Annotated in this window: 10 protein-coding genes; 9 read left to right on the forward strand and 1 reads right to left on the reverse strand. The window is 39.5% G+C overall.

What is annotated here, in order from left to right; all coding sequences use genetic code 11:
• The first annotated feature begins 15 nt into the window (after nt 1-15).
• Genes ACHWSC_RS05460 through ACHWSC_RS05480 form a run of 5 tightly spaced genes read left to right on the forward strand, consistent with a single transcriptional unit; the run spans nt 16 to nt 9,792 of the window.
• Nucleotides 16-3,576, forward strand: a complete 3,561-nt coding sequence (locus ACHWSC_RS05460) for a SusC/RagA family TonB-linked outer membrane protein (protein ID WP_394676068.1) — start codon at nt 16-18, stop codon at nt 3,574-3,576.
• A 10-nt stretch (nt 3,577-3,586) separates the two neighbouring features.
• Nucleotides 3,587-4,951, forward strand: a complete 1,365-nt coding sequence (locus tag ACHWSC_RS05465) for a RagB/SusD family nutrient uptake outer membrane protein (protein ID WP_394676069.1) — start codon at nt 3,587-3,589, stop codon at nt 4,949-4,951.
• A gap of 22 nt (nt 4,952-4,973) precedes the next feature.
• Nucleotides 4,974-6,965, forward strand: a complete 1,992-nt coding sequence (locus ACHWSC_RS05470) for a TlpA family protein disulfide reductase (protein WP_394676070.1) — start codon at nt 4,974-4,976, stop codon at nt 6,963-6,965.
• 21 nt (nt 6,966-6,986) lie between these two features.
• Nucleotides 6,987-8,621: a S41 family peptidase gene (locus ACHWSC_RS05475; RefSeq protein ID WP_394676071.1), complete on the forward strand. Its 1,635-nt coding sequence runs from the start codon at nt 6,987-6,989 to the stop codon at nt 8,619-8,621.
• 28 nt (nt 8,622-8,649) lie between these two features.
• Nucleotides 8,650-9,792 (forward strand): redoxin domain-containing protein, encoded by a 1,143-nt coding sequence (locus tag ACHWSC_RS05480; protein ID WP_394676072.1) that lies wholly within the window; start codon nt 8,650-8,652, stop codon nt 9,790-9,792.
• 161 nt (nt 9,793-9,953) lie between these two features.
• Here ACHWSC_RS05480 and ACHWSC_RS05485 read toward each other — a convergent pair whose 3' ends face one another.
• Nucleotides 9,954-10,976, reverse strand: coding sequence for a hypothetical protein (locus tag ACHWSC_RS05485; RefSeq protein ID WP_394676073.1), 1,023 nt, complete (start codon nt 10,974-10,976; stop codon nt 9,954-9,956).
• Between the two features lie 674 nt (nt 10,977-11,650).
• On the opposite strand from ACHWSC_RS05485, the gene ACHWSC_RS05490 reads away from it, so the two are divergent.
• The 4 genes from ACHWSC_RS05490 to ACHWSC_RS05505 all read left to right on the forward strand — a co-directional run bounded on the left by ACHWSC_RS05490 (nt 11,651) and on the right by ACHWSC_RS05505 (nt 18,834).
• Complete coding sequence (locus ACHWSC_RS05490; protein ID WP_394676074.1) at nt 11,651-12,187, forward strand: RNA polymerase sigma-70 factor; 537 nt, start codon at nt 11,651-11,653, stop codon at nt 12,185-12,187.
• Nucleotides 12,188-12,260: 73 nt separating this feature from the next.
• Nucleotides 12,261-13,241, forward strand: coding sequence for a FecR family protein (locus ACHWSC_RS05495; protein WP_394676075.1), 981 nt, complete (start codon nt 12,261-12,263; stop codon nt 13,239-13,241).
• 84 nt (nt 13,242-13,325) lie between these two features.
• The gene (locus ACHWSC_RS05500; RefSeq protein ID WP_394676076.1) at nt 13,326-16,832 is read left to right on the forward strand and encodes a TonB-dependent receptor; all 3,507 of its coding nucleotides are present in this window, start codon (nt 13,326-13,328) and stop codon (nt 16,830-16,832) included.
• Nucleotides 16,833-16,842: 10 nt separating this feature from the next.
• On the forward strand, nt 16,843-18,834 hold the full coding sequence (locus ACHWSC_RS05505) for a RagB/SusD family nutrient uptake outer membrane protein (protein WP_075993653.1): 1,992 nt from the start codon (nt 16,843-16,845) through the stop codon (nt 18,832-18,834).
• The last annotated feature ends 69 nt before the right edge of the window (nt 18,835-18,903 follow it).

Genomic DNA, 18,903 nt, shown 5'->3' on the forward strand with positions numbered 1-18,903 from the left:
AATCAATCAAAATTTATGAAAACTAAACTTCTTGTGCCTATAGTCTGCCTGATGAGTACCACAGGTAGCTTTGCACAAAAAAGAGCTAGTCTCGGGCAGGCTCTTAGCGAGGTAACTCGCATTTACGGAACGAAATTTTCTTATGAAGAGGGACTAATCCGCGATTCTTTTGTTAACAGTGATCTGATCCCGAAAAATAAGAGAATTCCTGTGGAGACTGTATTGAAAGAACTTCTCTATCCAAACAATTATCTCTTTCTCTACGTTCAAAATAATTATTTTACCATTATTCGGGACAATAGAGATAAGAGAAGTAAAGATGATGATGGGCTGTATTGGAAGACTATCACAGGTTTTGTAAAAGATAATAAAGGTACACCCTTGGTGGGTGTTACTGTCATGTCCGATGGACATGCTGTACGTACGGGGGTGACCTCAAGTAGTGATGGTGGCTACACACTTCGCCTCACCGAACCAGCTGATGCGCTGATTTTTTCCTACATGGGGATGGAGCCGCAGCGTAGGGTAATCGGCAGTAGTAATCAGATTAATGTAACGATGGAACAGGTCGTCAGTGTGTTGGATGATGTTGAAGTGGTGTCTATGGGGTACACTAAAATCCCCAAAGAGACAGCTACCGGTTCATTTGGAAACGTGACGGCCAAACAATTACAGGAAACACCGGCAATCAATATCCTTGAACGAATACAGGGGCTCGTACCGGGGATGTATGTAGATCCACGAACAAATAATATACAGATACGCGGTATAAATAGTTTTGGTACCGGAGGAACGCCAAAAGAACCATTGATCGTAGTTGATGGATTTCCGATGGCGGAAACCGTTGATGCCCAGTTTTCGCTTACAAATAAAGGCAATACACAGAGCTCTGGTGGTGCGGTATTAAGCCGAATAAATCCGAACGATATCGAAAGCATAACTGTATTGAAGGATGCTGCGGCATCATCAATTTGGGGGGCCAAAGCCGCAAATGGGGTAATCGTTATTGAAACTAAAAAAGGAAGAGTTACCCCAACATCAATCAATTTCGGTACTTCCTTAAGTATCGCCTCTCCAGCTGATCTGAATAAAATGGACAGGATGTCTTCGTCGCAATATATTGACCTTGAAAAACAATTGGTCGAGGAAGGCTTTATAGCAGACAATATCGAAAAAAATAGCTGGGACGCATTTAATAGTAGCAAACCTCACTCTGAATCACTCGAATGGATTTTTCGTGCAATAAGGGGGACAGCAACCGAGCAGGAACGCGACGCAGCACTCTCAAGACTTGCATCTACTGATAATCGTAATCAAATCAAAGACTATCTATTGCAGAAAGCGACTTCCCAACAGTATAATCTTTCGATCTCGGGAGGAGCCAATAAGAGCACCTACTTTGTCTCCACCAATTATACAAAAGATGTCCCCGTGTTTCGCGCAAATAAAGCAGAAAGCTTCAATACAACGGCTAATCTTACCAATATGCTTTTCAACGATCGGGTTAAGCTAGCGACGGGTATTACGTATAATTATGGGAATTCCATTGGTAATTCGGCCGTAATCAACGCTCTATCATCAAATATTAGTTCAGGCGGCCTTCTCCCTTATGATCTGTTGAAAGATGAGAACGGAAATATCATACGACGCTATATTCAATTTAGACCTGAGGTCTCGCAGGATTTTGAGAACAAAGGTTATATGGATTGGGCTTATAATCCAATAGAAGAGCTTACTGCTGCAAATTATAATAATCAAAATCATGGGTTGCGGATGCACATGGATATCAATACTAAATTGACCAGTTGGGCAGATCTCTCGGTAATGGGGCAATGGCAGCGGCAGCTGAACAACACGGAAAATGTTGACGGGGTAAATAGCTATAGCCAGAGAAATCAGATCAATATCGGTACTACGTTCAATGCTAATGGAAATTATGTATATGGCTATCCGATGGGAGGTCGATTGGGCATTCAAAATTACAATGGCTCCCAGTACGTTTTTCGTTCGCAGCTGAATATCAACAAAGCTTTTGGCAGGTCTATGGAGCATAATTTGAATTTTCTCGCCGGTGCCGAATGGAAACAGAATAATTACCGGTCATCCGGAGATAACTATTTAGGATTCAACGCTGATACCTATTCATTTGCCGTTATAAACCCAAAAGGAAGTTACCCGACAATTTATGGTTGGGATAATTATTTCAGTTCCAATGCTGCCATTGCAAAGAATAGAAACCGAGCGTTATCTTACTATTCCAATGGCGCTTTTTCGGCCTTTAACGGTAAGTATGTACTTTCTGGAAGCATTCGATTTGATGATTTTACGCTAGTTGGTGCTTCTAAGAGTGAGCGCGGTAAGCCACTTTGGTCTGTAGGTGGAAAATGGGATGTTAAAAAAGAAAACTTCTTAAAAGAATCGACATGGGTAGATGCTTTGGGAATTCGTATGACCTACGGAGTCAACGGTATTTTGCCAACAGGTGCAAATAGGGTAGTTGTTATCAATACAAGTAATGATAACATTACAAATGAAGTAACGGCAGAAATTGTATCGCCTGCTAATAGTCAGATTAGCTGGGAAAAAGTCCATACACTAAATATTGGTCTAGATTACGGCATCTGGCACAACAGACTACAGCTTAACGTAGATTATTATACGAAGAAATCTTCTGATATTATTTATGATTTCCCGTTCAACCCAACCTATGGCTGGACGCGTCTGAAATTTAATAGCTCGACAATGTCGGGACAAGGTGTTGATTTAGGCTTAAGGGCTGTTTGGTTGCAATCTAAGGTGAAATGGAATACATTATTCAATTTTGGTTATAATACCAATAAAGTCACAGATTCGCGTTTCAGCAATCCGACTCGGGTCCTTGACTACATCAATGGAACTATTCCGATTGTCGGAAATTCAACAGATTATGTCTATGCCTACCGTTGGGCAGGACTAGATAATCAAGGACGTTCGCAGGTATACAAACAAAATGGAGAAATTGTCAATGCTGACGCACCCGCTACAGCACTTTCACCCGAAGACCTTGTGAATGTGGGGCGTACCACACCGCCCTATTTTGGTGGACTATTCAATACATTCTCCTATCGTAATTTTACCTTGGGAGTGCGTATAACCTACGAATTGGGACATGTATTTAGACGACTTTCCGTACAAAACTATCCAGATTATGCTCCCTATTCTGGAGTGATCGGTCTTCAGTCTGATTTAGCAAAGAGATGGCGTCAACCTGGAGATGAGGCTTTAACAAACGTACCAGGGTTGAGTAAGCAAGGTTACCAATACAATAGTTTGTCCCGTTATGCCAATTCGGATGCGTTGGTAATCAGTGGTAGTAATGTTCGCTTGCAACAGATTGATCTAGGTTATAGTTTTCCATTCAAAACCTTGGAACATACACCGTTTAAATCTGTAAACGTAAATGCGAGTGTTCGCAATCTAGGATTACTTTGGCGTAAAAATAAAGATGGAATTGATCCAAGTTATCGGACATTGAATAGTTATTCAAATCTTCCGCCCTCACCAACGTATTTTATGAGTCTAAACCTATCTTTTTAAACCTGAAATCATGAAAATCAAAAATATTATCCTCTATAGCCTACTGTCCTCGAGCGTATTATTGGCAGCTTCATGTCGGAAATTTGTAGAAGTAGATCAGTATGATAAACGTACCCTGAAGACAACCGACGATTTTCGTTATCTTCTCAACAATAAGGGTAACTTTGAAAGTTCGTATATACTGCCACTTATCACAAGTGATAATATCGCTGCGGAAGTCCCAACTACAGCTTCATTGTCCTGGGGCGAGAATTACCAAAGAGCTTATATCTGGAATGACTATTTCTATGTAGACAATCAGCAAGATGTAGCCTGGAATAATCTGTATAAACAAATTTACATTGCCAATGAAATTCTTGACGGGGTGATGGAAAGCCAAAATGGCACAACGGCACAAAAGCTTGCTGTAGCTGCTGAAGCTCGTGTTCATCGTGCGTTTGCCTATTTTTCTCTAGCCAATCAGTATGCCCAAGTATATGATCCCACAAAGGCCGAAAGCCAACCCGGATTACCATTATTGCTGAAAGCAGATCTTTTTGAAAACCTAAGTCGTGTGTCGCTAGCTCGGATTTATGAACAGATGATTACCGATTTAAGTTTGGCTACGGAAAATCTGCCTAATTATCCGACTTTTAATTACCATCCTTCCAAAATTGCCGCTTATGCCTTGTTATCAAGAGTATACTTGACAATGCGTAATTTTGAAGAAGCAGGTAGATATGCCGACTTGGCGTTGGCTTTAGATCCTACAGTATATAATCTGGAGGACTACATTTCAGGCTCCTATCCTCGGTTGATTGATGATAAGGAAGTACTCTTGTCGAAGTTAAGCTCAGGATTTATACGCGGCCCGATAAATCCTGAACTTATCGCACTGTACAAAGCTGATGATCTTCGGCTGAAATTATTCATTGGTACCGATGTCAATACCTACAAAGGATCGGTATATATCAAACCTTTATTTAATAACCCCTATTATTACAACTCTTATGTAGGTTTGAATAGCCCCGAAATCATTCTCAATCGGGCAGAGGTATACGCTCGTCAAAATAATGTAGCCAAAGTAGTCGAATTGCTAAATCTATTGCGTAAGAAGCGTTTTGCAGCAAGTAAATACATCGCACTTTCACCAACAGATATCAGTGGTGACTTACTACAGTCGGTCGTCGACGAGCGCCGTCGCGAATTTGTTGGAACGGATCTACGTTGGTACGACATGCGCCGCCTTACATTGGATGGTAATTATTTTAAACCTGTTAGCCGTACGTTAAACGGACAGACTTATACCTTGACGGCTTCAAGCCCACGTTTGATATACCCCATTAACCAGGAAGTGTTGACTCTCAATCCTGAAATTGGCCAAAACCCCAGATAATTTATATAAGATGAAAAAACAGATGATCTTTTTAGTACTGTTGTTTGTCCAGGCTGTGTTATATGCGCAGCCTCGATTTGACAGCAGCGTTTTCAAACCAGCAAAGCCCCAAACGACAGCGCCTGTTCAGGTGGTCTACAGCGCCAAAGACAAGGATCTTGAATTTAGTGATGCAATACATGCGACATTCTTTTTGTTTGAAGATTTTGACTGGAAGCAGATAAGCCTTCCCATGCAGAAAAATGCGACAGGGCTATGGACAGTAGCGGTACCGGTTAAACCGACGACGGCTTTTATAGCCGTAAAATTCTATCAAGGAGAAGCTGATCACCCGGATGCAATTGACAACAATCAGGATCGTGGCTATGCTATTGCTCTAGCTGATGGAAAAGGAAATTCCGTAGAGGGGGCATATTTGGGAGAAGCTGCTTTTCAGGTACCTGCAATAGCAGGTGGTGGAATTTTCTCTTATTATAATAATCAGCCTCCTGCGATGCCAGCTGTCTATCTGAAAGGATTGGCTGAAAAAGAATTTGCTTTGTCTGGAAAACTTTACCTGCGCTATTTTCAGCCTTTTATGAACTTACAAAAATTGGCTTTGGAAGGCGCATTTCCGGCATACGCCAGGAAGCTGATTAATGATCAACTTAAACAAAAGGATATCTCTGATCAAAACTTTAACCAACTTTATAGTTTTGCGAGCGCGCGGCTTCAGGATAAAGCTTTGACTCAATTGATCGAGCAACGTGTAAACACCGATTTTCCAACTGGTGCGACGGCCCGGTTTATTGCCTACAGTAATACCATGGGAAGCAGTCCAAACAAAGCGGAGGTAATTGCTTCGTATGAGAATTTTTTACAACGTTTTCCTGTTCAGCAATGGCGTCAGCATCCCAACGGTCAGGGGTTTATCTATTATGCAGTATACCGTGGACTCGGATCGGCTTACTTTGACTCCAAACAACTTGACAAGTTCGCGAAACTGTATGACGATATTGATTTCCGTACAGGAAACGAATTGATGCGCTGGAACATCATGCGTGCATATATGTTTAAAATGGTTGGTAGAGATAGCCTTTATCAAGTATCCGAAGCAATTCTACCCAAATTGATCGCGCGTAAAGGAGACAACTCTTATCAGGAAGATTTTGATCGGCAGACACAGGCAGATTCCAATGTCGTTAAAAATTTGGATGACCGCCTTTTTACCCATATTTCTTTATTAAATGACCTCAAAAAGTATGAAGAAGCCCGAAAATACTTCTTACTGCTTTCCGAAGATGGTAAATACAATAATGCCGAACTCAATGAAATTAATCTTCAGGTGCTGGAAGGCTTAGTCGATGACAAACAAATTTTACCCTTACTTGAGATGAGTGCAAGATACAATGCAATGACACCGCGTATGTTTGATAAGCTCAAAGCAATTTACTTAAAAGGACATGCTGGCGATGAGGGTGGTTATCAGGCTTACTTGACGGGATTAAAATCCAACGAGGAAAAAGCTGCAATGCAGGCCTATGTGGATCACAATTGGGTCAATCATCCTATGCCTGATTTTCGATTGGAAACTGCCGAAGGTCTATTTATTACGCCAGAAGATTGGAAAGATAAAATTGTTGTCGTGGATTTTTGGGCTACCTGGTGTCGTCCGTGTATTATGGCCTTTCCAGGAATGCAGCTTTTGGTCGATAAATATGCGCAGGATAAACATGTTGCCATTTATATGCTAGGTACCATGCAGACCGGAAATTATAAAGATAAATCAGTGAACTATGTTCGTGGAGAAGGTTTTCGTTTCAATTTGTTACATGATTCGGTCAATCCACAGACGAATGAGCAGGATTTGGTGTTCAAACAATTGGTTCCTCTGTTCGGCGATTCATCTATTCCGCGAAAAATCATTGTGAAAAATGGTCGGGTGCGTTATTGCTCGGGAGGTTACTCAGGAAGCCCCAGCAAATTGATGGATGAACTTTCCCTTGCTATCGAGATACTTAAAAACGAAAAATAAAATATTAAAACATTACGCAATATGAATAGGAAAGCAACGAGTTTACTCGTCGGCATGCTTGGTCTAGGGCTGTCTTTGCAGGCTCAGATGAATCCAAAATATAAATTTGAGGAGGCACTGAAGCTTATTCAGCAGAATTATGTCGACCAGGTCAATGAAGAACATCTGGTGGATGCGGCGATCAAAGCGATGATAGCAGATTTAGATCCCCATTCACACTATACCAGTCGTGAGGAGGCTGAACAGATGCGTGTCGCCATGAGTGGAAGCTTTGCTGGGATAGGCATTCAGTTTCTAAAAACAAAAGAGCAGACTTTTGTCACCAAAGTCAATCCTGATGGACCTGCCATGCGTGCAGGAATACGTGTCGGTGATCAGATCCAAGGGATAGATGGAGAAAGCATCCTTGAGCAAAAATGGGGCAATAAGGAGATTATGGAAAAATTACGCGGTGAAAAAGACGTGCCAGTACTCCTTACAATTGCGTCTCCGGGAAGTAAGGAAAGCAAGAATATCAGTATTGTTCGCGAAAATATATTGGAGAAATCGGTTCGAGAAAGTTATATGGTAGATCAGGAGATCGGCTACATCGCGCTTTCAATTTTCAATAGAACGACACGTCAGGAGATTGATGCTGCTCTAAAAAATCTGAAAGAACAAGGAATGAAAAAGCTGATCCTTGATTTGCAGAGCAATGGTGGAGGCTATGTCGAATCTGCGATTGGCGTTGTCGATGAGTTTTTGCCTAAGGAAAAAATTGTCTTTTACTCAGTGCCCAATGAAGGCGGAAAAGACTATTACTTTACGGGCGGATTTGGTCAGTTTTACGAAGGACAGCTCGTAGTCCTTATTGACGAATCAACTGCTTCGTCCAGTGAAATTGTCACTGGAGCACTTCAGGACTGGGATCGTGCTGTAATTATCGGGCGCCGCAGCTTTGGAAAAGGCTTGATGCAGAAACCAGTACCGCTATCGGATGGCTCAGAAATGCAGCTTACCGGTGCGAGATACTATACTCCATCAGGGCGTTCGATCCAAAAGCCCTACAATAAAGGCAAGGATGATTATTTCCAGGATTTTAACCGTCGAATGGAATCAAAAGAATTATTGGAAGAAGGACATATTTCCTTTCCGGACTCTTTAAAATACACGACACTTGGAAATAAAAGGATTGTTTTTGGGGGTGGTGGAATTATGCCAGATCGTTTTGTTCCCATAGATACCAATGAATATAGTACCTGGATGGCACAACTGATGAACAGTGGGCTCGTTGCCAAAGGTGGATTTGAGTTTGTGCAACAAAATCGTGAGGCTCTGCTCAAAGCGTATCCAGACTTCAAAGCATTCAACATAAGGTTTAAAGTTCCAAAAGAAGTACACCAGCAACTGATCACTGCCGCAAACAAAATTGCTGTAGCAATTCCACCTGCACAACAACTTGACGCGCATGCTACTATTGATGTTGAATTTAAAGCACAAGTAGGTTCATTGTTATATACTGGCGGTGATTACATGGCCCGGATCCGGAACGAATCCAACCAAAGTTTTAAAGAAGCATTGTCTGTACTACGGGATGAAAAACTTTACAAACAATTATTACAGACAGGAACTGTGGGACAGTCTGCTAAAAACAGTCTGACGAAATTAGTGAAATAGATTTTTGAACGAGAAAAACTAAATAATTATGAAAAATATGAAATGGGCGCTAGCTTTGGCTTGCGTATTGCCAGCATTAGGATATGCACAACAAAATTATACACTGCAAGGAGCAGTGGGCAAGTTAGACAAACCTGCGAAGGCATATCTGCGTCTTAATTATGACGGAAAAGAACGCATTGATTCCGTTGAAATAAAAAATGGAAAATTTGAATTTAAGGGAAGCATCCCTTCCCCGATGGAAGCGCATTTACGTATTATCCACGATAATGCTCCTTTTGACCCTGCTAAACCACCGAAACAAGATATTCTTCCTTTTTTTATTGAATCAGCGACGATCAAATTTGTAGCGGCAGATTCAATTAAACATGCAAAAATCTCCGGATCTCCTTTAAATACAGAAAATGAACGGGTAAATACGATGTTGAAACCGATATACGATCAATATGAAGTTTTAAATAACGAATATAAAGCTAAGTCGCTCGCAGATCAGCAAGACCCTAAATATATCAAGTCTTTGGAGGATCGTGCAAATGCTATACAGCAACAGACCATCGATGCGAAATTGGACTATGTGGCCAAAAACCCTAAAAGCTATATGGCTTTAATGGCTTTTAATTCAACTTTACCCCCTGAATTTGATGCGCTCAAAGCCGAGAAGATATTTGCTACACTAGATCCTAGCTTGCAGAATTCTATTCTGGGTAAGGACTTGGCAAAACGTATAGCGTTAGTCAAAAAAACAAGCGAGGGGGTAGAAGCCCAGGATTTCACACAGCCTGATGTTGATGGCAAGCCTGTGAAATTATCCGATTACCGTGGCAAGTATGTCCTGATTGACTTTTGGGCATCCTGGTGTGCACCATGTCGACGGGAAAATCCGAATTTGGTAAAATCCTATACTAAATACCAAAAACAAGGATTTGAAATTCTAGGCGTATCCATGGATAAAGCGACTGATAAGGCGAAATGGTTAAAAGCGATCCAAGATGATGGACTTATGTGGAAACAAGTGGGAGATCTCAAAGGATGGGAAAATGAAGCGGGGTTAATGTATGATGTGAAGGCTATTCCCATGAACTTCTTAGTAGACCCTAATGGTAAAATCATTGCGAAATATTTGCGTGGTGAAGAATTGGATAAAAAATTAGAGGAAATTTTTTCCAAATAGTTTTCCAATATGCTGAGTCCTAACCTAGGTTGGCATATGTTTCGTTAGAAAAAGAAGGCTGTCGTTGAGTACAGCCTTTCTTTTTGATTTTAATGCAGAGATTACACTATGTGGTAGAGTGTCTATAGCTAGCGTTAAAGCTTAAATGTGTCACTATTTGTCTAATTTGTCAGAAAACTTCTGAGGGTTTCTTTATTTATATTTTTAGATAAAGTTTTGATTAATTTTCCTTTGCTATCCAATAATATAAATGCAGGTATACCTTTAGAGCTCAGATAATGCTGCTGAATTTTTTGGCTACGTTGACCTATGGTTATATTGCCAGTGCTGTATTCGTCCTTTTTAAGATTTGGTATTTCATCCATTCTGGTTTTATCATCATTGTGCAAAATGACAAATAAGAACTCACGAAGAAGTTTTGTATTAAGCTGCTTATCGTCAAACAAAGAAACTTCGAGTTTTCTACTATCTATATGGCTCCATCCCGTAAAATAGATGACAACATTCCTATTGAGGCTGTCAGCTTCCACAAAAATTTCGGCCAACGTCATCGTATTATACTTTCCCCTGAATAGTGCATCCTCAATATTGCGTGGCGAATCGTTTTTATTTTCTTCCATCCCCATCTCTTTATTCGTTTGTTGATGTTTCGTTTCATTACTTTTAAAAATTCCCCAGGCATCAAAATAAGTGTAATCTTTCGAGGGATTAGCCTTTAGGTAGTTGTAAAAGTCTTCAATCTCGTTAGAATCTAGTGGAACTTGCAAGAGCAACTTGCTATCTTCTGCCCAATTTTTAAGGTCTACGTTTTTATTTTTAAGCGCTTTGGATGCATCATGAGACTGTTTTAAGAAAGGAAACTCGTCTGAATTTTGAAATTCTATAATTTTGTCAAAGATATGCTGGTAAGTTACATTTGTTTTCTTGCCATAATCCATGGACGGTATAATTAAGGTCGCAAAAAGTGGAGGATCGCTGATTATTTCGAGAGCATTGCTGTCGAGACCGCATGCTTTTAACTGTGCAAAATCTTTAAAAATACGGTCAACTTTGCCACTATCTAAATCGTGCAAGCTTATTTTCTTTTTCAGAAGCTGTTGGCAATTTACCTGCGCATTTACAAAGTTGATGCTGGAGGTTGCTATCAGAATTACTAAGGTAATAATGTGGTACATTTTTTTCATTTCTTAAAATAGAGGGCTCTATCAAATATAAGAATTCGGAACTTAAATTACATCCACAGCAAATGAATTTACTTATTCTACAGATGACCTCTCCCCAAAAACTGTATGTACAGAAAAACATGGAATATAATAGAAGTAATAATGGCTTCAATGAAAACTATATTAATCACTGCTTCTCTGACAAAATGGATTTTGTTTATACATGGTACCGAGTTGAGGGATGTTAAAATATGCTGAAATAGGTTTATCCTCTAATTTAAGAATTAATGTGAATTTTTTTTGTTTAAACAATTGATATTCTTACAGTCAACCAAGTTTGTGTTCCTACGATATCATGGGCTTATTTTATAATGCACAGACAAAATATATCGCTGCTGGGGAGTACAAATACTCTAGCGTGTCGATTGATCACCAACTTTACTGCTTCTCATCCAGTTTTAGATCTTTCAATGAAATAAACATATAACTATACCAAGGTGATACTATGATTTCGAGTCCAAAGCAAAATTTGGACTAATTTTTTATTTAAAAATTTTATATATCGTTTTATACATTTATAAAAAAATATTAATATTGTATTTATGTAATACATAATATTGTTGGCATTTTTTCTTAATCTAACCAATTAATCTTAAACATCTGCTAACCTTTGAAAGAACATTTTTAATTACGATATGGAATCGAATCAAGTGGAAAGTCGAATAGAGCATAAAATTTTGCGCTGTTTAAAAGACGGAGATATGCAAGCATTTTCCTTAGTTTATAATTTTTACTGGGATGGCCTCTATGACTTTGCTTTACGATTAATGAAGGAAGAATCGCTAGCACAAGATGTTTTACATGATGTCTTTACCGAGTTGTGGGCCCGTCATAAACGATTAAACATCCAGTCATCGTTAAAAGATTATTTATTCATTTGTACAAAAAACAGATGTTTTAAGCTGCTGAGGAAATTACGTAGGTTAAATGAAGTAGAGGATCACCTGTTGTTAGACATAGCGATTGAGCATGATGAGCTTTCGTATAAAGAGCTTTCTGATCAGCTTGATGGCTTACTAGCAAGACTTCCAATCAAAACAAGGGCAATATTTATTATGAGTCGAGAAGATGATTTATCCTACAAACAAATCGCAAAAAAAATGAATCTTAGTATTAAATCTGTCGAATATCATATATCAAAAGTCTTGAATAAATTACGAAAAGCCTTATAATTATATTCGCCTTTTCGTTAACTTGTCGTATTAACAAATTAAAATCTTTCAAATTCATCTGTATTATAAACACATGCCCCTAAACGATAGCGAAGATATAAAAAAACAAACTTTTGATCGTATTCTAACAACGATTAGAAGAGAGAAACGTAAAAAGCGTTTGTTGAATGGTGCTATCCTATTTTTTGTTTTATCTATTTGTTCTGTTAGCTTCTATATTTTCTATTCTCGTTCCATTGACCTGTCCCCCCAAAAAGCTGAACATCTTTATGCCGATATTACAGCAGGTGATATCACAATCTCAGGATCAAGGCCCATGTCGCTTGCTGAATGGGAGAATAATAAAAACAAACCTTTCAAGGTCAGTAAAAAGAAAGATATGTTGATTATTGAACAGACAGAATCATCAACCTCCGAATTTAATGATGTTGTTTTGCGTGTTGGGGTTGGTGGATTGTATAAGGTTTTGTTAAAAGATGGAACAACAGTATTTCTCAATTCCAATTCTGAGTTGAGCTACAAAGGCGATTTTTTAAAAAATCGGATTTTAAGTTTAAAAGGGGAAGCTTTTTTTGAGGTTGCTAAGAGACAACAGGCTGGTATTAAACAGGATTTCATTGTTCTGACCGAGAAACAGCGGATAGCTGTTCTAGGTACAAAGTTTAATGTTTTGTCTCGTGAAAAAGTCGAGCAGACTGTATTAACAGAAGGAAGTATAGCTTTGAAAAGTATTAAATCAGGAAAAAATGAGTTGCTTATTCCTGGAGAGATGGCCATGCTGGATGATCAAGGGGCTATTGGTAAAACAATTGCTATAACCGAAGATTATACATCGTGGAAAGATGGTAATTTGTATTACGAAAATAAAAGCTTGCGCGATATTCTTTCAGATCTTGCTAATATTTATCCAATTCATTTTGATCCCAATAAAGTTCCAAATCGGAATTTCACACTTTTTCTTAAAAGAGATCGCTCTTTTTCTGAGATTTTAGATCTCATAAAAAAATCAGGCAATTTGAACATCACATTAAAAGATCATGAAATAATTTTTTAAAAAAGTTTTTAGGGTAGTAGCGTCTGGGAGACTCTTTATTGTAAGAATGGGGATAATGCCCCTTTTACAATAAAACCTAAAAACATGAATAAAGAATTTCACCTGAAAAAAAACAAATTTGGGTTTGTTCGGGACAAATCCGCTTTAACTCTTCTTAAGCGATCGTCAAGAATAGGGACTATCTTTGGTTTAATAGCTCTCCAAAGTCTTCCTTTAGCCAAGGCACAAGAATTAAACCTGAATCTAAAAAATGCAACCTTAACTGAGACCCTAAAAGAAATCCGTAGACAAACAGGATATCAGATTATTTATGATTCGGATATTCTGCAAAACAAAAAATTAATCACTTATTCAGGTTCCAAACTGGATCTGAGATTGGTGTTGAAAAAAGCGCTCACGGAGCAGAATCTAGATTTTGTGATTGAAGGCAACACTATTATTGTTAAACCACAGGAAAGAACTAGTTTAAAAGATAGCCCAAATCAAAAATCAGAACGGATAGAAATTAAAGGTACAGTGTTAAATGTAACGGGAAAACCAATTGCAGGTGTGACTGTAACGGAGAGAGGTACTTCAAATACTGTATTGACAGCAGAAGACGGAACATTTACTTTAAAAGTAGCAAATGAAAAATCCATTTTGGATTTTTCCTATGTGGGGTATGCTTCTTTAAGTGAAAATGCGAGTCGCAATCCAATGCTGTTGACAATGGCCAATCAAGATAGGGCCTTGGAAGAAGTTGTCGTAGTGGGGTACGGAACACAAAAGAAGGCAAATTTGACCGGTGCGGTTTCTTCTCTTGACGGTAAAGAGTTAGAATCAAGACCTGTGCAGAATGTTGGACAGGCCCTTCAGGGCATGATCCCTGGACTGAATTTACAGACAACCGGACTGGGTGGTGAGCTAAATCAAAATTTAAGTGTCAATATTCGTGGTGCAGGAACGATAGGCGTGGGGTCAAGTTCATCAGTTTTGGTTTTAATAGATGGGATGGAAGGCAATATGAATGCACTTAATCCTCAGGATATTGAAAATATCACCGTACTTAAAGATGCAGCAGCTTCGGCTATTTACGGGTCCAGAGCACCTTTCGGAGTAATCCTCATTACGACAAAATCGGGGAAATCGGGGAAGATAACTGCAAATTATAACAATAATATCAGACTGGGCAAGCCAAGAGGACTACCCACGATGTTAGATTCCAAAACATTTGCTTATTATTTCAATGAAGTCGCAGCAAACGATGGTGAGGGAGCAAAATTTTCGCAGGAGGTATTGGAACGAATTGATGCTTATCAGAAAGGCGAAATTGAAACGACGACTACCCCAAATGCTAGTGACAGATTTCAATACTATACAGGATCTAATGGGAATACAAACTGGTTTAAGGAGTTTTATCGGAACTTTACAACTTCCCATGAACACACACTCAGTTTGAATGGGGGGACTGAAAAACTAAATTTTTATAGTTCTGCAAATTACATGGATCAAAACGGTTTGAACAGATTTGCCAATGATAATTTTCAACGATACTCGATAGCTACGAAAATCAATGCAAAGATTAGCGATAAGTTAGACTTGATGTACAATACGCGTTTTGTACGTGAAGACTACGAAAAAGCAAGCCATATGAATGATTTATATTATCATAATATAGCTAGAAGATGGCCTACGATACCTTTGTACGATCCAAATGGAAATTATTCCGAACCAAGTGAAATCTTGCAGCTGCAGCAGGGGGGGCGTTCAAAATTTCAGAAAGATTTTCTCTATCAACAGCTGCAATTGCATTATCAGCCAATCAAAAACTTGAATGTAACAGGAAATGTCAATTATCGCATTACGAGTCAAAATGATCATGCTGAAATTTTGAGGGCTTATTCAAATGATGCAAAAGGAAATCCATTTCCCGTTGCGGTAGGATACAATGCGGCAGGATATACCAATGTGTCCGAATACAATCGAAAAGATGAATATTTCAGTACAAATTTCTTTTCAGATTATTCCTTTGACATCAACGATGATCACCATTTCAAAATTTTGGCTGGTTTCAATTCAGAGCTCAATAAGTATAGAGATCTTAATGGAAGCATGAGCGATCTAATCACAGATAATATACCGACATTGAATACTGCCACCACTAATCCAAGAGCTTCTGGGGGCTACCAACATTGGGCTACCGCTGGTTTTTTTGGACGTTTAAACTATAACTACAAAGATAAATATCTTTTTGAAGCGAATGGGCGATACGATGGCTCTTCACGTTTTCCAAGAGACTTGCGCTGGAATCTCTTTCCCTCCGTTTACGTTGGATGGAACATAGCGAATGAATCATTTTGGCCTATCAAGGAGCATATTTCCATGTTTAAGTTGCGTGGTTCCTATGGCGAGCTGGGAAACCAATATACGGACAATTGGTATCCTTTTTATGCAACAATGCCAGTGAGTATAGCGAATGGTACCTGGCTTTTGAATGGACAAAAAACAAATACAGCCAGTGCACCTGGGCTTATTGCCTCTACATTGACCTGGGAGCGTGTATCAAGCTGGAATGTGGGGCTTGATTTGCGGGCACTTTCCAATCGTTTAGGTTTATCTCTTGAAGTCTATCGTCGGAATACATTCGATATGATAGGACCAGCACCAGAACTTCCTGTTATTTTGGGCACGGCTGTACCGCGTTTAAACAATGCCGAGATGAATTCCAAAGGCTTCGAAATTGAGGTAAACTGGAAAGATCATATCGGTAAACTGAATTATAGCGCGCGAGCTGTCCTTTCCGACGACCGTCAGACAGTAACCAAATATCCTAATCCTACTGGTACGTTGAGTACTTGGTATGATGGCCGGAAGAATGGGGAGATCTGGGGATATCAAACTTTAGGAATAGCACAGAGCGCGGAAGAAATGGCTGCACACCTCGCTAATGCCAAACAGTCTTTCGGGACAAACTGGCAAGCTGGCGACATCATGTATGCTGATCTCAACGGAGACGGTCAGGTTAATAATGGAGCCAATACGTTGGCTAACCCAGGGGATCTGGCAATTATAGGAAATTCGGCCCCACGCTATCGTTACAGTTTTGATTTAAATTTCAATTATAGCGGGTTCGATTTAGGGATTTTCTTGCAAGGTGTTGGAAAACGCGATTATATGCCCAATGGCCCATATTTTTGGGGAGCGAATGGCGGGATGTGGCAATCTGCTGGATTTGTTGAGAATATGGACTTCTACCGTGATGAGAATTCCACTATGGTACAAAATGGTATATTAGGTGTTAATAAAGATTCCTATTTACCAAGACCTTATTTTAATACCTCAAAAAATCAGCAAACGCAAACGAGATATTTGCAAAGCGCCGCTTATTTACGTTTAAAGAATGCTCAGTTTGGATATACGTTTTCTCCACAGCTATTGACCAAAATAGGATTTTCCAAAATTCGAATTTATGCATCAGGTGAAAATTTGTTGACTTTTACCAAAATGGCCAAGGTTTTTGATCCGGAAACCGTTGGACTTGGAGGGTGGAACGATGGAAAAACATATCCATTTTCGACGACTTATTCTTTTGGACTTAACTTGAATTTTTAAACAGATAGATATGAAAAGAACATATTATTTCTCCACAATTTCTTGGTTGCTATCAATGACCGTGTTGTTCACTTTGCACTCCTGCAATAAGTATTTGGATAGAGAACCCTTATCCAATGTAACACCACAAGAATATTTAAATACAGAAGCGGACTTAGCTGCATATACTGTTGGACGTTATGCCTTTCCATCCCATTCTGGCTGGGGGCTTGGAACATTTGCCAACGATAACGGTACTGATAACCAGGTGACTTCAAGTTATTCGACACGCTGGGTCCCGGGGGAATGGCGTGTGCCAAGTTCCGGAGGTGAATGGGATTTTACCCAGATTAGACAGTTGAACTATTTTCTTGAACAAGTACTTCCAAAATGGAAAAATGGTAAGGTAACAGGAAATTCCGCAAATATAACCCATTATGTGGGAGAAGCTTATTTTTTGAGAGCGTATGAATATTTTACTAAGGTACAGGCGCTAGGTGATTTTCCGATCATCAGAAATACACTGAAAGATAATATGGAAGAGCTGACCGCTGCTTCTGTTCGACAACCTAGGAATGTGGTGGTTAGATTTATTCTTTCTGATTTGGATTCGGCGATTACACTGCTGAACGATGTTGCTCCGGACGGGAAAAACCGTATTTCAAAAAAGGCTGCTTTACTTTTTAAATCTCGTGTAGGATTATTTGAAGGCTCTTGGCTAAAATACCATAAAGGAACTGCTTTCGTCCCTGGTGGTACTGGCTGGCCGGGTGCAAAATCGCATCCAAATTTTTCGATCAATATCGATAATGAGATCAATTATTTCTTAGAACAGTCGATGACAGCCGCCGCTCAGGTAGCCGATGCAGTCGAACTTGTTGGAAATACAAAGGATGATGGTTATAATTCATCTTCAAATCCCTATTTTAAAATGTTTGGTGATGAAAATCTAAACGGTTACAGTGAAGTCCTCTTATGGCGGAGTTATTCAATGCCTTTAGGAATTACGCATGCTGTAAATCACTACATGAACCGTAATGGCGGAAATTCTGGATATTCAAGAGGTCTTGTGGAAAATTTCACCATGAAAAACGGACTGCCTATTTATGCTTCTAACGCTGGGTATGCAGGTGACGATTCCATCAGCCTCGTCAAAAAAAATCGGGATAATCGCTTACAGCTCTTTATGAAAGCACCTGGTGAATTGAGTTATACCAACCAGACTTCTTCGACAGGTGCTGTGCAGACAGAGCCGAGACCAGATATTATCGGACTAGCCGAAACAAGGTACGTGACAGGTTATGCCTTGAAAAAAGGAATGAGCTATCTTTTTGCCCAAGCTGAGGGACAGACTGGTACCACAGGCTCGATTATATTTCGCGCAGTCGAAGCGTATCTAAACTATATTGAAGCAAGTTATCTTGCAAAGGGAGTGATCGATGCAAAAGCCAATAGTTACTGGACAAAAATCAGAGAAAGAGCAGGTGTAAATACAGATTTTATGGCAACCGTAAATGCGACCGACATGCAAAAGGAAGCTCAGGGTGACTTTGCTGCATATTCAGCAGGACAATTACTATCTGACAAACTTCTTTATAATATTAGAAGGGAGCGCCGTTTGGAACTAGTTGCCGAGGGATTTAGATTTAATGATCTTAGGCGTTGGCGGGCTCTTGATCAGCTAGCAAGCAATCCATACATTATTGAAGGGATGAGGCTGTGGGGGCCTATGCAAGACTGGTATAAAGATAAAGGCGTCTCGACTTTAATCGTACCCGGCACAGCAGGAAAAACCGCAAATGTGTCTTCACCACAGGAAAGTCAATATTTAAGACCCTATCGGATTAATCTTTCGGCTAACAATCTAGTTCTAAATGGCTATAGCTGGACCAGTGCCCATTATTTGTCTCCCATAGCAATAAGTCATTTGAGCATAACTTCGACAGATGGTAGCCCAGCTGGTTCAATTATCTATCAAAACCCGAATTGGCCTTTAGTTGCCAATCAGGGGGCCAATCAATAATTGGTCGGAACCTTTACTAAAATTTTGAAGATAAGATAGTTCGGAGATTATTCCGGCTATCTTATTTTT

The sequence above is a fragment of the uncultured Sphingobacterium sp. genome (assembly GCF_964277905.1).
Classification (GTDB): Bacteria; Bacteroidota; Bacteroidia; order Sphingobacteriales; family Sphingobacteriaceae; genus Sphingobacterium; species Sphingobacterium siyangense.